Here is an 18,063-nt window from a genome sequence, read left to right as displayed (position 1 = left end):
GTGCAGATCCACTAGACAGATCATTCAGATAAATAGGTGTATGATGCCCCCGCTGTTTATGTATTCGCTCTTTTTGATCGCATTCCTCTTTTTTGCGGCACAAAAAAGAAAGGAAGACCTCTTTCTTTCGACAAGAAAAAGAAAGAGGAGCCTCCTTTGCTTTTTTTCATCTCGCGCCGAGAAGACCCCCACTTCCACGCGTGAGCGTAGGTGGGAGAGCGTTCAAGCATGAATCACTAAATCGCGGTCACGGATCGTCATCAGCTCTTTTTTGTCGTAGCGCCCTTCATGAAGAAGGCGGACCGCCTGCTTGCGGATCGCTTTTTCGATTAAGTTGCGCACATAGCGGCCGTTGCTGAACTTGAGGCGGCCGGTCGCTTCCAGCGTCCCTTCGAGATGAATGTACAGTTTCCGCTCCGCTTCCGGCGTCATTTCATACTCGCGTTCGCGCAGCATTTGCTTGGCGATTTGCACAAGCTCCTCGACCGTATAATCGGGAAACTCGATCGTGAGAGGAAAGCGCGACGGCAAGCCGGGATTTAGCGACAAAAAGTAGTCCATTTCTTTCGGATAGCCGGCCAAAATCACAACCAAGTCGTCGCAATAGTCTTCCATCCCTTTGACAAGCGTGTCAATCGCTTCTTTGCCGAAATCTTTTTCGCCCCCGCGGGCGAGCGAATACGCTTCATCGATGAACAAAATTCCGCCGCGCGCTTTTTTGATCAAATCGCGCGTTTTGCTCGCCGTATGCCCGATGTACTCTCCGACCAAATCGGCCCGCTCCGCCTCGATGAAATGCCCTTTGGACAGCACGTTCATCTCAAAAAACAGCTTGCCGAGCAAGCGCGCCACCGTCGTTTTGCCGGTGCCGGGATTGCCTTTGAAAATCATATGGAGCGCCTGGCGGTTGGCCTTTAAGCCGTTCTCCTTGCGCAGCCGGTTGATGTACAGCCAGGCGTAAATTTCCTTGATGATTTTTTTGACATGATCAAGGCCGATCAGCTGATCAAGCTCCTTTTGAATATTGCGGAGCGCCTGATGCTCTTCGCCATCGAGCCAGTCGTTTCTCTCTTCTTTCACTAAATGGTTTACCGTTTTGGAGTTCAACACGATGTTGATTTGCCCTTTCGCCTTGTTCATCGTCAATTCTGACAAGGGGCGTCACCTCGCTTCCCGTTTTCTGCCATCCGCACCCGTTCCGACTTGGCTTTTGACGCCTTGCCTTTTCGTTACTAGTATACGTACGCCACCGCCGATCCGTGACAATCGCCCAAACGAACAGCGGGTCGGCTATAGCGGAAAAAGTTTGTATATGTTTATTCACAAAAGCGGCGGTTTACGCATCTGAATTCACCTCGTCCCTCACTTCCCTTCGGGTGACGCAGGAGCTTGTCGATCAAATAGCGGGCGCGGAAGGAAAACGGGAAATGGCAAAAGGCGCCCTCCGCGAAGGAAGGCGCCTTTTTTCGGCGGCGTATGTACCGTCGGTCTTACTGTTCGGTTTCAAAATGGATGTTCCGCTCCGGCGCAAACGTCGAAATGGCGTGCTTGTAAATGAGCTGTTGTTTTCCTTGCACTTCCAAAAGTACGGTGAAGTTGTCAAACCCTTTAATGTATCCGCGCAGTTGGAAGCCGTTCAATAAGAAGACGGTCACTTGAATGCCCTCTTTGCGCAGCTGGTTTAAAAACTGGTCTTGAATATTGATCGTATTTTTCATCAAACGTCCTCCTCTTTTCTCTCTAAGGATATAATTATATATTCGCTTCAAGTTGAAGCTTTCCTGCTACATAGCGAGAAATTTCCTCCACCTTGGCGGCGAACTGCCCAGCGTCGGTCATGTCAAACCATTTCACCGGCATTTGGTTGCGAAACCAAGTGAGCTGCCGTTTCGCATAGCGGCGCGAATTTTGTTTCAGCTGCTCAATCGCTTCATCAAGGGAAACGCGGCCGTCAAAATAGTCGTACAGCTCCTTGTAGCCGATGGCTTGCACCGCCTGGCAGTCGCGCAGGCCGCGGTCATAAAGCGCCCTCGCCTCTTCGATCAACCCTGCGGCGATCATCTCATCGACCCGCTCGTTGATGCGGCGGTAAAGCGCCTCCCGCTCCGCCGTCAAGCCAACGATGGCCGCCTCATACAAAAGCCGCTTTGACTGCCCTTGCTGCCACTCGCTGAACGGCTTTCCGGTGCAATGATACACTTCTAAGGCGCGGATGACGCGGCGGATGTTGTGCGGATGAATGCGGGCCGCACTTATTGGATCAACCGCCTCAAGCCGCCGGTGAAGCGCTTCGGCTCCTTGCTCGGCCGCCAGCTGTTTGAGCGCCCGGCGGTACGCTTCGTCGGAAGGGGCGGCGGAAAATTGGTAATCGTAAAGGGCTGCCTGAATGTACAGCCCGGTGCCGCCGACGATGATCGGCAGCCGGCCGCGCGCCGAAATCTCGGTGATGAGCGCACGGCAAAGCCGCTGAAATTCGACGACGGAAAACGGTTCGCACGGCTCTTTGATGTCCAGCAAATGATGCGGGATTCCTTCCATCTCATCGGGCTTCACTTTCGCCGTGCCAATGTCCATCCCTTTATAAATTTGCATCGAATCGCCGCTGATGACCTCTCCGCCCAGCTTTTTCGCCAACGCGATGCCGAGCTTCGTTTTGCCGACCGCCGTCGGCCCGACGATGACGGCGACTTTTTCAGCCATAGCGCGTCACTGCTTTCTGTTGTGGGACTTGTGTCAACCATCATTATACATAAAAACAGCTGTGCATGGAACCATTTCTTTCATACGTTTTCGCCATCCACAAATCGTTTTATACATGGCAGCGCGAAAAATCGCCTTTCTTCCCTTTCGCCATAACCATATGGAAAAAAATGAACGCCATAAAAGGCGCTCATCATAATGAAAACTTGTTGACAATCGCCTGCAAATCGTCCGCCATTTTCGAGAGCGACGCGGCCGAAGCTGAAATTTCCTCCATCGAGGCCAGCTGTTCCTCGGTCGCCGCCGACACCTCCTGCGCACCGGCCGATGTCGACTCGGCCACGTCGGCGACAAGCCGGACGGAGCGCACCATTTGCTCCGAAGAAGAGACCATGTCGCTGACCGCGGTGGATACGTCGCGGATTTGCGCCGCAACTTCGTCCACGGCGGCGCGAATGCGGGCGAACATTTCTCCCGAGGCGCGAATGACGTTCGTTCCGGCCGTCACTTCGTTGACGACCGACTCCATCGATTGGACGGCATGGACCGTTTCTTCTTGAATGGCAGCGATCAATTCCGCGATTTGCTGGGCCGATTGGGCCGATTGCTCGGCGAGCTTCCGCACTTCGTCAGCAACGACGGCAAAGCCGCGCCCGTGCTCGCCGGCGCGCGCCGCCTCAATGGCGGCGTTTAAGGCGAGCAAGTTCGTCTGCGCCGCGATGCTGCGGATTGCTTCGATGATCGAGCCGATTTGCTCGGAACGGTGGCCAAGCCCTTTAATGAGGTCAGCCAGCCGCTCGACCGTATCATTGACTTTGTTCATTTGCGCAACGCCCGCCTCGATCGTTTGCCCTCCCTCAGCCGCTTGTCTTGACGCCTCAGCAGCGATGGCGGACACGCTTTGCGCCCGTCCGGAAATTTGCTCGATTCTCTCAGACATCGAATCGACGGCGGCGGACGTTTCTTCCACGCTTTGCATTTGCTTGTCCATGCCGGAAGCAACGCCCTGAATCGTCATGGCGATTTGCTCGGTCGCCTTGCTCGTCTGTTCGGCGCTCGCTGCCAGCTCCTCCGACGAAGCGGCGACTTGCTCGGCGTTTTGCGCCACTTCTTGGAGCACTTCGCGCAAGTTTTTCGCCATTTGCTCAAACGAAGCGGCGAGTGCGCCAATTTCATCGCGGTTGCGAACCGAGAGCCGCCCGTCCGTCAAATCGCCGGCGGCGATCCGCTTCGCCGCTTCCGACAGCGCCAATAGCGGGCGGGAAAGCGAGCGGCTGATGTAATAGCTGACGGTCGCTCCAGCCGCCGCCGTCAACAAGCCGACGATGATGATCAGCCGCTGGACCGCAGCCGCCGATGCGCTCGCATCATCATTAGCTTCCTTCATTTCCCGCTGCTGGAGAGCGACCAATTGATTCACCTTTTCATCAAATTGGGTTGTTAAGTCGCGCCCTGTTGTGGTCACAAGGGCGATGTACTGCTCCGGTTTGTTTTGCGCTTTTAAGTCGAACGTTTTTTGCCCAAGTTCGTAAAACTGCTGTTCAAGCAAATCGAGCTCGGCAAGCAGCTGTTTCGTTTCTTCCCGCGTCAGCTCCGCCGCAAGCTTTTCGCTTATTTTCTTGTACTCCCCATGCGCTTTTTCAAAGTTTTTCCTTGACGTCTCATCGCCGGTCAACAAATAGCCGCGCATGCTGCCGACCTCGCGGCGGATCAATACTTCAAGCTCTTTGGCATTGACAAGCTTCGTCACCCGTTTGTCGATCACATCGGTGTATGTACGGTCAAGAGTCGAAATTTCGTAATAAGAAAACCCGACTAGCAGCGCGATCAACACGTAGACGAGGCCGAAGCCAGCCAGCAGTTTTTTGCGCACGGTCATTTTCATGTTCATTGGCAAGTCCTCCGTCTGTGAATCAGTATGTTGTTCCATCTACATTATCGGATGATAACAGCCAATGTTTAGTATTTTTTTGGCTCTTTCGCCATCTTTGATGAAAAGGCCTGCTTCATTGAGAAAATCAACTGGATTTTCTCAATGAGCCTCCTCTTTCACCGTAAACTCGCAAGGAGAGCAAACCGGCCGCCCCCATGCCGCTTCCCCGCCTTACGCCGTTCCTTCCGGCTGCCACGTGTTTCGGCCGGTTTCGGCTTCATCATGAATGAAAAGCGAGGTGACAAGCGCGGCGATGCTGCCAATGAGGCCGAATAAAAACAAATGATGGATGCCGGTCATAAACGTCGGCGCCTTCGTCAAAAACGCTCCCATGACGGTCACGCCGATCGCCGTGCCGATATTGCGGCAAAACATAAAAAAGGACGTCGCAATTCCTTTTTCATGGACGTCCGCAAGCTGCTGCGAGCCGATGACGCCGACGGTCGAGGTCAACCCAAACGACAGCCCTTGGACAAACATGACGAAAAACACATACCAAAACCCGTGACTTTCGTTCAGCAGCGCCAGAAGCAAGCCGGACGCAACCAGCAGCACATTGCCGATGATGAGAAGCGGACGGTAGCCATAGCGCAAAATCCATTTCCCGGCCGGCACGGCGGCGATCATCCAACCAACGGACGAGCCGAGCAAAGCGACGCCGCTGATAAATACCGATAAATGAGCAACATTTTGCAAAAAGAGCGGAATGTAGCTTGACGTGCCAAACAGCGCGACGCAGCTGACAAAGCCGTTAATGTTCATCCATTTGAGCGTGCGGTGATGAACAAGTGAAAGCGGCACGAGCGGAGACGGCTGCCGTTTTTCGAAAAAGTAAAACACCATGAGCAAGAGCGCACCGGCCGCCCCGTACCACCATTGTCCGCGCTTCGCAACAGTGACGAGCAAAAGCAGGCTGACTGCGGCGGCAAATAACACCGCCCCCATATAGTCAACCGCCGCCCGCTTCGGTTCATATACTTCTTTATATGGAAACAACGTCACAAGCGAGAGCAGGCAAATGGGAATGTTGACATAAAAAATCCAGCGCCATGTCGCGTATTCGACAAACAGCGAGCCTAAAAGCGGCGCCAAGACGGCGGAAATCCCCCACATGGCGGTAAAAAACGCCTGGATCTTTCCGCGCCTTTCCACCGGAAACAAATCGCCGGCGATAATGGCCGGAAACGGCATCATAAACCCGGCGCCGACCCCTTGTACGGCGCGGAACAGGACGAGTTGCACCATATTTTGCGACAAACCGCAAAGAAGCGAGCCAATCAAAAATACAATGATGCCAAAGCTGAATACGTTTTTGCGGCCAAACAGGTCGGACAGACGGCCGGCAATCGGTGACAGGACGGTTGTCGTAATCATGTATGACGCAAACGCCCATGCATAAAGGGAGAATCCCCCAAGTTCTTTGGCGATGATCGGCATCGTCGTGTTCATGATCGTCGTATCCATCGAGGCGACGAGCATGGCCAGCACAATGCTCACCATCACGGACAGACGGCTGTTCATACCAATGCCCTCCTTTTTGATCATCTATGAATATCTTATTTTACATGATGAATCATCATGGCACCAAATGATACGCGCCAGAAAGCCGGACTATTTGTACTTGTTGCTGTTTTTTGTTGCCTTAAAGCAGAAAGCCTCAAAACCGCTAACCCGTTTTTCCGCGGCATCATCCTGCATCTTTTTTGGATTCGGCTTTCACTCGCACGAACAACAAAAAAGCTGTTCACCGAAGCGCCTAAGGCTTCGCACGAACAGCTGCGTTAATCGTCTTTCATTTAGTTGATGACCCGAACCGCTTTTACATACCGCGTTTTCCAATAGGATGACGTCAGCGACGAATACGCAACACCCAACGAAACGGTCGCGTTGATCATTTGCCCGTTGCCAGCGTAAATGCCGACATGGTTGATCGTCCCATTTGAATCGGTGTCAAAAAAGACGAGATCGCCTTTTTGCAATTGGTTAAACGACACCGTTCTTCCGGCTTGCGCTTGAGCGGTGGATGTGCGCGGCAGCGAAATGCCGGCTTCGCCAAAAACGCGCATCGTAAACGATGAGCAGTCAAACACATCGGTGCGCGACGGGCTTGCTCCGTACAAATAACGCGCCCCTAAATATTTTTCCGCAATATCGATGATTCGGTCGGCAAGCGATGCGGACGACTCAGTGGCAGCCGAGTTGGCGGCCGATACTTGCTGCTTGGCCTCCCGGACATCAGTCGTTCCGCCCGCCACTTTAATGGCTTGGCCAATGCGGATGGTGTTCGGGTTTGTAATTTGCGGATTCAGTGCCAATAGACGGTCGACCGTCGTTTGAAACTTGTTCGCAATCTCAAGCAGCGTATCCCCCGCCTGCACGATATACCGGCCGCTTGTCGGCACGGCTGCCGGCTGCACATTGTATGTATTGGAACGTTCCTGTTCCCCTGCTACTTGCAGCTTCTGCCCGGCGCGAATGAAGTCTGGGTTCGTAATGCTTGGATTAAGCTTGAGCAACGCATCCACAGTCGTGCTAAACTTGCGGGCGATTCCGCTTAGCGTATCACCAGGCTCGACCGTATATGTATTCGAAGAAGTTTCGTTTGATTTATTTGGTTCATTGACGCGCAATACTTGTCCGGGAAAAATCAAATCCGAAGACAAACCGTTTTCTTGCTTTAACGCTGCGACCGTCGTGCCGGATTGCCGGGCAATCTTCCAAAGCGTATCGCCTTTTTGCACCGTATAGCTCGCCGCCGATGCCGCGTGGCCGGCCAACAGCGAGCCGATCAACGTGCTTGTCAATACAACCGTCTTTTTCATGCTGCATCCCCCTATGACGTCGATATGGATCTTTATCTATCCAGCCGCTTAGCCAAAATTCGCTATCACTCTACAAAATTCACCACGTATTCCTACACATGAGCCATTATAGTAAAATCAAAGCAATCCGTCTGTAACAGAAAGAATAAAAGTAGATTACAAAACGATTACAAAAAGCGCCCCCTTTGTCGCGCAAAGGGGGCGCAGGCTACATCACCCGTTTAAATAGTTTTTCAATTTCATATGTCGAAAAATGAACGATGATCGGCCGGCCGTGGGGACAAGTAAATGGGTCCGTTGTCTGCCGCAGCGCCTCAAGCAAAGCGAACAGTTCATCCTGGCGCAAATGTTGGTTTGCTTTAATGGCGCGCTTGCAGCTCATTAAGATCGCCGCTTGTTCGCGCAATTGCTTGATGTCGACCGTTTTGGCCGCCAACACTTGTTCGATCATTTCCTCGATGATTTCCCTTTCTCTCCCTTTCGGAAACCACGTCGGATGGGAGCGAACGAGAAACGCCCGCGGCCCAAACGGCTCAAGAAACACGCCGCAGCGCGCCAGCTCATCGCGGCAGGCGGCGATCCGCTCGTACTCGTCGGCTGGATATTCAAACATCAACGGAACGAGCAGCTCCTGCACTTCCTTCGTGGCTTCGCCGAGTTTTTCCCGGAAATATTCATAGTTGATCCGCTCTTGAGCCGCATGCTGATCGATCATATACAGCCCATGTTCGTTCTCCGCCAAAATGTACGTCCCATGCAATTGTCCAATCGGATAAAGCGGCGGCAGGCGATCGGCCGCCGCTTTATCCTCCGCTTGCCCATCTGTCGGCAAGCGGGGAGAGCACCGCTCTTCTCCCTCCTCTTCCTCCTGCTTTCGCTCGAAAGCGGGCCCATGTTCGTCCAGTATTCCACATTCATCCGTCTGCACAGCCGCGGATGGCCGCTCAGCCGGTGCGTCACCGGTTAGCGGCGCAAGAGGGGCGGTCGCATCTTCCCCGCCGCCGATGTCGCTCGATAAGACAGACGGCTCGCGGACGCGATGAGTGAACGTCCAAGCCGCCTGCTCCGCCTTTGGTTTTGCCATCTTGCTGTCGGCAGATACGGACGGAATGAGCGTCCGCTTGCGAAATGCCTGGCGGATGGCGTCTGTGACGAGCTCATTCAGCTCTGCTTCCTTGCTAAAGCGGACTTCGAGCTTTGCCGGATGGACGTTGACATCGACAAGCACCGGATCCATTTCAATGGATAAAAACACAATCGGATAGCGGCCGATCGGCAAGAGCGTATGGTAGCCGGCTTCAATCGCTTTCATGAGCGGCACGCTGCGCACATAGCGGCCGTTGACAACAAGCGAGATGTAGTTGCGCGAGGCGCGCGTCACGTCCGGCGGCGAAATGTAGCCGCGAACGGTAAAATCGAGCGATTCCGCTTCGATGGGGATCATTTGCCTCGCCGTCTCGGCGCCGTAAATAGCGGCGAGCACGTGCCGGACATCGCCGCTGCCATTGGTGGCAAGCAATGTTTTGCCCTGGTGGCGGAGGCGAAATGATACGTCCGGATGGGCGAGCGCTAGCCGGTTGACGACGTCGGCCGCATGGCCGAGCTCGGTGTGGATCGTTTTCATATATTTCAAGCGCGCTGGGGTGTTGAAAAACAAGTTCGATACGGTAATATCCGTTCCTTTGCGCCCCGCCGCCCGCTCGCGGGAGACGAGTGCGCCGCCTTGAAGCACAAGCTTCGTTCCCGGTCCGCTGCCCGTGCCGGTCGTCAGCTCCACTTCGGATACAGAAGCGATGCTCGGCAGCGCCTCACCGCGGAACCCGAGCGTGCGGATGCGGAACAAATCGTGCTCGTCATGAATTTTGCTTGTCGCATGGCGTTCAAAAGCGAGCAAGCAGTCGTCTTCCTCCATGCCGTCGCCGTTGTCGATGACGCGGATTTTCGCCATTCCCGCCTCTTCAAGCTCGATGTTGATGACCGTACTATGGGCATCAATGGCGTTTTCCACCAACTCCTTGACGACCGAAGCCGGCCGCTCGACGACCTCGCCGGCGGCGATTTTGTTTGCCAGCAGGTCATCGAGCTTGCGGATGCGTCCCATCGGGCCTCCCTCCTTTACTTGAGGAGCTTTTGCAGTTCATACAGTTTGTTGAGCGCCTCAAGCGGCGTCATCTCGAGCAAATTGATCTCTTTCAGCGCCGCGAGCGCCTTTTTCTCTTTGCTTGAAAGAGGCGGCTCCACAGGCGCCGGGGCAAGGTCAGGAAACATGCTCAGCTGCTCAAACGCCGCTTCCGCCAAAACGCCCTCCCGCGCCGCGCCGGCTGACGGACGGGAGGCCTTCTCGCGCTCAACCTTGCTGCCGACGTCTAACGCTTCGTTCCCCTGAAAAGCCAAACCCGCTTCCGCCAAAGCGCCATCGTCCATCCTGCCTGCGGCGGCTTCCTGTTTTCCCGCCGCTTTCTCCAGTTCCGCTAAAATGGCCCGCGCGCGTTCAATGAGCGAAGCCGGCAGCCCGGCCAGTTCGGCGACGTGAATGCCGTAGCTCTTGTCGGCCGGCCCGTCGGCGATTTGATGCAAAAAGACGACTTTGCCGTTTTCCTCGATGGCGCGGGCATGGACGTTCGAAAGCCGCGGGAGCGAACGCTCCAAGGCGGTGAGTTCATGGTAGTGGGTGCTAAATAGTGTTTTCGCGCCGATATGGTCGTGAATGTACTCAATGATCGCCTGGGCGAGCGCCATGCCGTCGTACGTCGATGTGCCGCGCCCGATTTCATCAAACAAAATGAGGCTGTTTTGTGTCGCATGAGCGATGGCGTGGCGCGCCTCCAACATTTCGACCATAAACGTGCTTTGTCCTGCCGACAGGTCGTCAGCAGCGCCGATGCGGGTGAACACTTGGTCAAAAATGGGCAGCACCGCCCGCTCGGCGGGAACGAAACAGCCGATTTGCGCCATGACGGCGGTGAGCGCCACTTGCCGCATGTACGTGCTTTTTCCAGCCATGTTCGGTCCAGTGATGAGCAGCATTTCCCGCTCGCGGTTCATGTAGCAGTCATTCGGCACGTACATTTGCGCGCCGAGCACTTTTTCGACAACCGGGTGGCGGCCGCCTTGAATCACCAAGACGCGCTCCGTGGAAAACTGCGGACGCACGTAGCGATACTCGTCGCTGATCGTTGCGAATGATTGAAGCACATCAAGCTCGGCAATGGCTTTCGCCAACGTCTGCAGGCGCGGGATGTATTGCTTCACCTGCTCGCGAATGGCGACAAACAGTTCATATTCGAGTTCGATGCTTTTTTCTTCCGCCTCCAAAATGAGCGCCTCTTTTTCCTTCAACTCCGGGGTGATAAACCGCTCGGCGTTGGCGAGCGTCTGCTTCCGCTCGTAACGTCCTTCCGGAACAAGGGGGAGATTGGGCTTTGTCACTTCAATATAGTAGCCAAACACTCGGTTGTAGCCGACTTTGAGCGATTTGATGCCGGTCGCTTCCCGCTCCTTCGCCTCAAGTTCAGCGATCCACGCTTTGCCGTTGCGGCTCGCATCGCGGTAGCGGTCGAGCTGCTTGTCATATCCGTCTTTGATGAGGTTCCCTTCTTTGACGGAAAGCGGCGGCTGTTCTTGAATCGAGCGTTCGAGCAAATCGACGAGCTCTTCGCACGGGTCAAGGCGCTCGCACAGCTTGTCCGCTTCAGCGAGCGGCAGTGCGCCGACCGTCTGGCGGAGCGCCGGCACTTGAAGAAGCGACTTTTTCAGCTGCACGAGATCGCGGGCATTGGCGTTGCCGTAGGAGACACGGCCGACAAGGCGCTCAATGTCGTAAACGCCGCGCAGCCTGTCGCGCAGCTCCTGCCGTTCAAAATAGCTCGTTTTCAACGTTTCCACAAAATCGAGGCGCCGTTCGATTTCGCGCCGATCAATGAGCGGCCGGTCCAGCCATTGTTTTAAGAGCCGCCCACCCATCGCTGTCACCGTTTCATCCAAAAGCCATAACAACGAGCCTTTCCTTCCTTTTGACCGCACCGTTTCGACCAATTCCAAATGCAGCTTGGAATGTCGGTCCATTTTCATATAGTGGTCAACTTGATACAACTCAGCCGGCTGCAAATGATCGAGCCGCCGCTTTTGCGTGCGGACGAGGTAATGAAGCAAGCGGGCTGCGGCCTGCCGCAGCTTTTCTTGCGCCACATGGCCGATGACGCCGTTCCATTCGTCGCATAGAGATGTGTCGTCCTCATAAGAGACCGCCGCCCCGTACCGCTCTTTCAGCTCGCGCACCCACTCTTCGCCGCTGTCTGTGGCAACGATGATCTCCCGCGCTCCAACGGCGTGCAATTCGTTTGTCGCTTCCTCCCACGAAGAAAGAAGCGTCAACCGGACCTCGCCGGTCGACAAATCGGCGTAAGCCAATCCGTATGTACCATCAGCAAACGGCGTGAGCGCCGCCAAGTAGTGGTTTTCCTTCTCGGTGAGCCCTTTGCCTTCCATGAGCGTCCCTGGGGTGATGAGCTGCACAACTTCGCGGCGAACGACGCCTTTGGCCGTTTTCGGGTCTTCGACTTGTTCGCAAATGGCGACTTTATATCCCTTTTCGATTAACTGCTCAATATATCCTTGCGCCGAATGGTACGGCACCCCGCACATCGGCACCCGTTCATCGCCGCCGTCGCGGCTTGTTAATGTAATTTCCAGCTCTTGCGCCGCCTTGATGGCGTCGTCAAAAAACAGTTCGTAAAAATCGCCAAGCCGGAAAAATAAAAACGCGTCCGGATATTGCGCTTTAATGTGCAAATATTGCTGGATCATCGGTGTGTACGATGGCATCGCTTCTCCCCAACCTTTTCGGCCCGAAGGCTCGTTGATTGCGCTACTATTATAACAAGCGGCAAAAGAAAAAACTAGGAAAGAAATTTCCTAGTTTTATTCTTCTTCGCCAAGCAGCAAATCTGGGCTTAAATCTTCTAATTCTTCATCAAGGTCATCCTCGTCGCAAAAATCGTCGTCCTTGCCGCATCCTTCCGGATTGATGGCAACGCACACCTTCGTTTCGCCGATCACTTCGGCGACAAACTCCCGCTCAACATCGACAACGATTTTATTGCCGTTTGGCGAAATCGTGCATTCGAGGCAGTTCGGCTGCTGGATGACGCGGACGATGACATCGGTGTCATCGCTGATTAAATTATCTTTGTCGCGATATTTTAATTTGACGACGTCCGTATACGACACCGTTTCGGTGACGACTTCGGTTTTTGTATTGTGGTTGTACGAATACCAGACGTTGATGTCATAATGGCCGTGAATTTCGACCGTTTTATCGCATTTTTTCGCTTCATAACGGTGGTTGATGATCCAGCAGCCAAGAATGCTTGACGGGCGGTTCGGCGCCGTCACCGTATGGGTCGATTGTGTAAACTTGCGGCCTTTGCCGACAACGGCTTTCGTAATAATTTCTCTGTATTCAGACATCGAACGGAACCCTCCTCAAATGAATCTTCATTTCATCCTATGCGCCATCTCCGCTAATGTGCACAGCAAATGAATCATTATTCCGTATAGTTCATTGTATGCGCCTGCTCCGTTCGATGTGCCTTCTTTTTTGCCGCCAGGCAGCCGCCCGCGGTTTGGGGGAAGGGAGAGCGCGCCCATAAGAAAAAAAGCGCCCCGAAGGACGCTTTTGAGCCGCATGCCATTAATGGCAGCCGCCGTGTTTGTTGTAGCGAAGCGCGGCGCCGGTTTCGCCGCGCAGCACGTCGCCGCCCGTCGAAGCGAGAATTTCATCAGTCACCGTATTCGAAATCGTCGAGGCGACGAGCTGAAGCAGGTCGTTCACATCGGATTGGGACTGCTGGAATTCGCTGACGATCGGAATTTGCGACAACTCTTCGTAAATGGCGTCAATTTTGGCCTCAACCTGTTTCAGCGCTTCATGTTTTCCGTAATGCTGAAGGTTGACCGCTTGCTTTTGCAACGATTTCAGCTCGTTGATCAACGTGCGCACTTTTTCGTTTTGGTGGATTTTTTCTTCCGCTCGTTTGAAAAAGTCGACTTCTTCCGTTTCGGCGATCATTTTCGCCAGCTGCTTCGCCTGGGCCAAGATATCATCCCGCGTATATTTTGCCATGTTCGTTCACCTCGATCGCTTCATTGACTAGCTCGCCCGTCAGCGTCCACGTCTTTGCCTGCGTAATGCGCACGTTGACCAATTGGCCAATGAGCGATTTGGGGCCGACGAAGTGGACGAGCTTGTTTTTGCGCGTATAACCCGCCAATACGTCCGGATTCGTTTTGCTTTCGCCTTCCACAAGCACTTCGACGACTTGCCCTTCGTATTGCTTCATTTTCTTGGCCGCGATTTCCTGAACAAGGTCGTTGAGACGCTTGAGCCGCTCTTTTTTCACTTCCATCGGCACGTTGTCCTTCATGTTCGCCGCCGGCGTGCCTTCGCGCGGTGAATAGATGAACGTGTAGGCCGAGTCAAATTCGACTTCACGGTAAAGCGACAGCGTTTCTTCAAACTGCTCGTCCGTCTCGTTCGGGAAGCCGACGATAATATCCGTCGTCAACGCGACATCCGGAATGGCGGCTTTGATTTTGCGAACGAGCTCCAAGTACTCCTCGCGCGTATATTTGCGGCCCATCATTTTTAAAATTTCCGTGCTGCCCGATTGCACCGGCAAATGGATATGCTCAACCAAGTTGCCGCGTTTGGCGAGCACTTCGATGAGCCGGTCGTCAAAGTCGCGCGGATGGCTCGTTGTGAAGCGGATGCGCGCAATGTCAATTTTGCGCAGCTCATCCATTAAATCGCCAAGGCCGTACTGGATGTCGGTGAAATCTTTTCCGTAAGCGTTGACGTTTTGCCCAAGGAGCGTGATTTCTTTATAGCCTTGGGCGGCGAGCTGGCGCACTTCTTGGATGATGTCTTCCGGACGGCGGCTTCGCTCTTTGCCGCGCGTGTACGGAACGATGCAGTACGTGCAAAACTTGTCACAGCCGTACATAATGTTGACCCATGCTTTAATCTTCCCTTTGCGCACTTTCGGCAAGTTTTCAACAACGTCGCCCTCTTTCGACCATACTTCGACGACCATTTCTTTCGACATGTACGCCTCATGCAAAATGTACGGCAGGCGATGGATGTTGTGCGTGCCGAAAATAAGGTCGACGTATTGGTATTGCTTTAAAATTTTCTTGACAACCGATTCTTCTTGCGACATACAGCCGCACACGCCGAGCAATAAGTCCGGGTTCGTCGTTTTGAGCGGCTTTAAGTAGCCGAGCTCGCCAAACACTTTGTTTTCCGCGTTTTCACGGATCGCGCACGTGTTGAGCAAAATGACGTTTGCCTCTTCCGGACGGTCGGTCGGCTCATAGCCGAGCGCCATGAAAATGCCGGCCATCACTTCCGTATCGTGCTCGTTCATTTGACAGCCATACGTGCGGATGTAAAACTTCCGTCCGCGCCCCATGCCGCGAAACTCTTCAGGAATCGAAAAGTCTTTGACGTACTTGACTTCCTCTTTGCCGCGTTTCTTCGCCTCTTTTAAATTCGGCGGGAGAAACACGCTCGTGAAATATTTCTCATAGTCTTTCGTCGTTTTTTCTTTCAGCCGGTCCAAGGCGGATTTTCTGTCCGCTGGATGGCTTTCGGTTTTGATTTGTCCCGTTTGCTCCAAACGTTGTTTTTCGTTCATAGCAATCTCCTTTCTTCACAAAATCATTCGATCATCCGAGACGAGCGGCCGCCGTTTCCTGTGCAGCCGGCCTCGCCTCGGCAAATTTCTTCCAACCACACACTACCATAGTATATCGCGAGCGGCAAGGAAACACAATGGGGTTTGTTCCGGAGGACCGGAACATGTCATGATAACAAAAAACACCCAATGAGGCAAGCCTCCATCGGGTGCAAATTGTTTCCATTTTTACATAAACTCTGCTACGAGTTCGGCGAACTTTTCTTTGCTCATTTTCAGCTCCGCCTCGGCAAGCGGCGCCTCGCTGTAGCCTGGCACAAGCTCTTGGTACGACTTTTGTTCTTTGTTTTGATAAATGATCCCGGTGACGAGCCCATCGTATTTCATGACCGTCTGCATCGCCATCTCCCGGTCGGACGGGTCGTATCCTTCGATGTCGCTCACCTTGATGAGCCGCTCTTTGAACCACTCGTACGTATTCACTTTGTTGTACGTCACGCACGGGCTGAAGACGTTGATGAGCGCAAAGCCTTTATGCTTGACGCCTTCCTCAATCAAGCTCGTCAATTCTTTTAAATCGCTTGAGAAACCTTGCGCGACAAACGTCGCTCCGGCGCTTAACGCGATCTCGAGCGGCGACAAAGCCGGCTCGATCGACCCGTGCGGCGTGCTTTTTGTTTGGAAGCCGGCAGCACTGCGCGGCGATGTTTGTCCTTTCGTCAACCCGTAAATTTGGTTGTCCATGACGATGTATGTGATGTCGATGTTGCGGCGAATGGCATGAACCGTGTGCCCCATGCCGATCGCGAATCCGTCGCCATCCCCGCCGGCGGCGATGACCGTCAAATCGCGGTTCGCCATTTTCACTCCTTGCGCCAGCGGCAAAACGCGGCCGTGCGTGCCGTGAAAGCCGTAAGAGTGAATGTAGCCGGAAATGCGGCCCGAGCAGCCGATCCCGGAAATGACCGCGAGTTCGTGCGGCTCCAACCCGAGATTGGCGGCCGCGCGCTGGATGGCGGCCTGCACGGAAAAGTCGCCGCACCCCGGACACCAGTTCGGTTTCACATCATTGCGGAAATCTTTAAAGGTGGCCATTGCGCTAACAACTCCTTGCATTTAGTATAGACGTCGCCCGGCAAGAACGGATTGCCGTCGAATTTTAAGACGCTGGCGATTTTATCAGCGTGCCCGACGTTCATTTTCAACAAGTTCGCCAGCTGCCCGGTGGCGTTTTGCTCGACGACGACGACTCGTTTCGCTTTCTCGACAAGCGGCCGCACGTCGTCAACCGGGAACGGATGAAGCAGACGGATGTGCGCATGGTTGACTTTGACGCCATCTTGCTCGAGCCGCTCCATCGCTTCTTCAATGGCTCCGCGCGTCGATAAAAAGCCAACAAGGAGCAAATCCGGTTCTTCGTGGCGGAGTTGTTTGTGCACCGGCGTCGGGAAGTGGATGTGCTCGAGTTTGCGCATCCGTTTTTCCATTTGCGCCCGGCGGTTTGCCGCCGTCTCTGACGGGCGGCCTGTTTCGGCGTGTTCGACCCCGGTGACATGGTGGATGCCGTATTTTGTTCCCGGCAGCACCCGCGGCGAAACACCGTCCGGCGTGATTTCATACCGTTTGAAGTTGTCTTTGTCCGGAAGCGGCGGCAGCTCACCATTCATCAGCTTGCCGCGGCGGATCTCGATCCGATCGTAATCAAGCGGCTCAACCGTCTGCTTGCCGAGCGACAGCTGCAAATCCGACAGGAAAATGACCGGGCATTGGTATTCCTCAGCTAAGTTGAACGCTTCCGCCATATCGTAAAACGCTTCTTCGACCGTGCTTGGCGCCATGACAATTTTGGGAATTTCCCCGTGCGTGCCATAGATCATCGCGAGCAAATCCGACTGCTCTTGCTTTGTCGGCAAGCCGGTGCTTGGACCGCCTCGTTGCGTGTCAACCACAACAAGCGGTGTTTCCGTCATCCCAGCTAGTCCGATCGCTTCGGCCATAAGCGACAACCCGGGTCCGGCGGAAGCGGTGAACGCCCGCACGCCCGCATAGTTGGCGCCGATCGCCATCGTACAGGCTGCGATTTCATCTTCTGTCTGGATGACCGCGCCCCCAAAATCCGGCAGCTTTTTAATCAAATACTCCATAATCTCCGAAGCTGGGGTGATCGGATAGGCGGCCATAAAGCGCGCCCCGCCGGCAATGGCGCCCAAGGCGATGGCATCGTTGCCAATCATGAACATTCGCCGTTTGCCGTCGGCTTTGGCTAGTTTCATCGTTTTCGTCGAACCATCGAGCTGCTCTTTCATATATTGCGCTCCAGCGCGAATCGCTTCCATGTTTTTCTCAACGACTTGCGCCCCTTTGCGCCCAAATGTATCAACGACAACACTTTCGAACACGGCGGCGTCCAAATCGAGCACCGCACTTGTCGCGCCGATGGCAACCATGTTTTTCATCAGCGGATTGCCAAGCTGTGTGGCGATATCGGTGAACGGAACGGCGTAAAGCGCCACTCCTTTTCCTTCCGGAATCACCGGATTGAATTTGGCGTCCGCAATGACGATGCCGCCGTCACGCAGCTCGTGGAAGTTGAAGTCGATCGTCTCTTGGTCGAACGCCACCAAGATGTCCAAATCATCAGCGACCGCCCGCACCGGTTTTGTGCTGACGCGAATTTTGTTGTTCGTATGACCCCCTTTGATGCGTGAAGAAAAATGGCGGTATCCATATAAGTAATATCCGAGGCGGTTCAGCGCTGTGGAGAAAATTTCCCCTGTACTTTCAATTCCTTCCCCTTGCTGGCCGCCTACCTTCCATGACAGCTGTTCGATCATGCATTACACCCCTTTATATTCACTCCAGCCTTTCGCTACTATTGTACCACTTTTCTGACAAGGAAACTACCATTTTG

General features: G+C 54.1%; 14 protein-coding genes. 1 reads left to right on the top strand and 13 read right to left on the bottom strand.

The genetic code is table 11. The features are described 5' to 3' along the window. Positions 1-222: 222 nt before the first annotated feature. The 5 genes from spoVK to JCR24_RS07130 form a co-directional block, all read right to left on the bottom strand. Positions 223-1,155, bottom strand: a complete 933-nt coding sequence (gene spoVK, locus JCR24_RS07150) for a stage V sporulation protein K (RefSeq protein ID WP_011230813.1) — start codon at positions 1,153-1,155, stop codon at positions 223-225. A gap of 335 nt (positions 1,156-1,490) precedes the next feature. Continuing rightward, on the bottom strand, positions 1,491-1,718 hold the full coding sequence (gene hfq / locus JCR24_RS07145; RefSeq protein WP_011230812.1) for an RNA chaperone Hfq: 228 nt from the start codon (positions 1,716-1,718) through the stop codon (positions 1,491-1,493). 34 nt (positions 1,719-1,752) lie between these two features. After that, positions 1,753-2,700 carry a tRNA (adenosine(37)-N6)-dimethylallyltransferase MiaA gene (miaA, locus tag JCR24_RS07140; RefSeq protein ID WP_011230811.1) on the bottom strand — a complete coding sequence of 316 codons (948 nt, stop codon included), beginning with the start codon at positions 2,698-2,700 and terminating at the stop codon, positions 1,753-1,755. A 193-nt stretch (positions 2,701-2,893) separates the two neighbouring features. Further along, positions 2,894-4,591: a methyl-accepting chemotaxis protein gene (locus JCR24_RS07135; RefSeq protein WP_025039094.1), complete on the bottom strand. Its 1,698-nt coding sequence runs from the start codon at positions 4,589-4,591 to the stop codon at positions 2,894-2,896. Positions 4,592-4,804: 213 nt separating this feature from the next. Beyond that, positions 4,805-6,154: an MDR family MFS transporter gene (locus JCR24_RS07130; protein WP_015374454.1), complete on the bottom strand. Its 1,350-nt coding sequence runs from the start codon at positions 6,152-6,154 to the stop codon at positions 4,805-4,807. Positions 6,155-6,211: 57 nt separating this feature from the next. Here JCR24_RS07130 and JCR24_RS07125 point away from each other — a divergent pair, with 57 nt between their 5' ends. Then, entirely contained in the window at positions 6,212-6,418 is a 207-nt protein-coding gene (locus JCR24_RS07125; protein WP_236612591.1) for a hypothetical protein, read from the top strand. An 11-nt stretch (positions 6,419-6,429) separates the two neighbouring features. On the opposite strand, the gene JCR24_RS07120 is transcribed toward JCR24_RS07125, so the two are convergent. The 8 genes from JCR24_RS07120 to JCR24_RS07085 form a co-directional block, all read right to left on the bottom strand. After that, positions 6,430-7,455, bottom strand: a complete 1,026-nt coding sequence (locus JCR24_RS07120; RefSeq protein WP_238980376.1) for a C40 family peptidase — start codon at positions 7,453-7,455, stop codon at positions 6,430-6,432. 208 nt (positions 7,456-7,663) lie between these two features. Further along, the gene (gene mutL, locus JCR24_RS07115; RefSeq protein WP_238980375.1) at positions 7,664-9,556 is read right to left on the bottom strand and encodes a DNA mismatch repair endonuclease MutL; all 1,893 of its coding nucleotides are present in this window, start codon (positions 9,554-9,556) and stop codon (positions 7,664-7,666) included. A gap of 14 nt (positions 9,557-9,570) precedes the next feature. After that, entirely contained in the window at positions 9,571-12,279 is a 2,709-nt protein-coding gene (mutS, locus tag JCR24_RS07110) for a DNA mismatch repair protein MutS (RefSeq protein ID WP_238980374.1), read from the bottom strand. Between the two features lie 96 nt (positions 12,280-12,375). Beyond that, entirely contained in the window at positions 12,376-12,924 is a 549-nt protein-coding gene (locus tag JCR24_RS07105) for an outer spore coat protein CotE (RefSeq protein WP_011230804.1), read from the bottom strand. 223 nt (positions 12,925-13,147) lie between these two features. Next, positions 13,148-13,579, bottom strand: coding sequence for a YlbF/YmcA family competence regulator (locus JCR24_RS07100; RefSeq protein WP_011230803.1), 432 nt, complete (start codon positions 13,577-13,579; stop codon positions 13,148-13,150). Beyond that, on the bottom strand, positions 13,557-15,152 hold the full coding sequence (miaB, locus tag JCR24_RS07095) for a tRNA (N6-isopentenyl adenosine(37)-C2)-methylthiotransferase MiaB (RefSeq protein WP_011230802.1): 1,596 nt from the start codon (positions 15,150-15,152) through the stop codon (positions 13,557-13,559). Before miaB ends, JCR24_RS07100 begins: the two co-directional genes overlap by 23 nt. 228 nt (positions 15,153-15,380) lie before the next feature. Continuing rightward, positions 15,381-16,247: a 2-oxoacid:ferredoxin oxidoreductase subunit beta gene (locus JCR24_RS07090; RefSeq protein ID WP_011230801.1), complete on the bottom strand. Its 867-nt coding sequence runs from the start codon at positions 16,245-16,247 to the stop codon at positions 15,381-15,383. Beyond that, positions 16,214-17,986, bottom strand: a complete 1,773-nt coding sequence (locus JCR24_RS07085) for a 2-oxoacid:acceptor oxidoreductase subunit alpha (protein WP_011230800.1) — start codon at positions 17,984-17,986, stop codon at positions 16,214-16,216. Before JCR24_RS07085 ends, JCR24_RS07090 begins: the two co-directional genes overlap by 34 nt. Positions 17,987-18,063 lie beyond the last annotated feature (77 nt).

This window comes from Geobacillus sp. YHL (assembly GCF_022341265.1).
GTDB lineage: Bacteria > Bacillota > Bacilli > Bacillales > Anoxybacillaceae > Geobacillus > Geobacillus thermoleovorans.
This window is presented reverse-complemented; position numbering and strand designations above follow the sequence as displayed.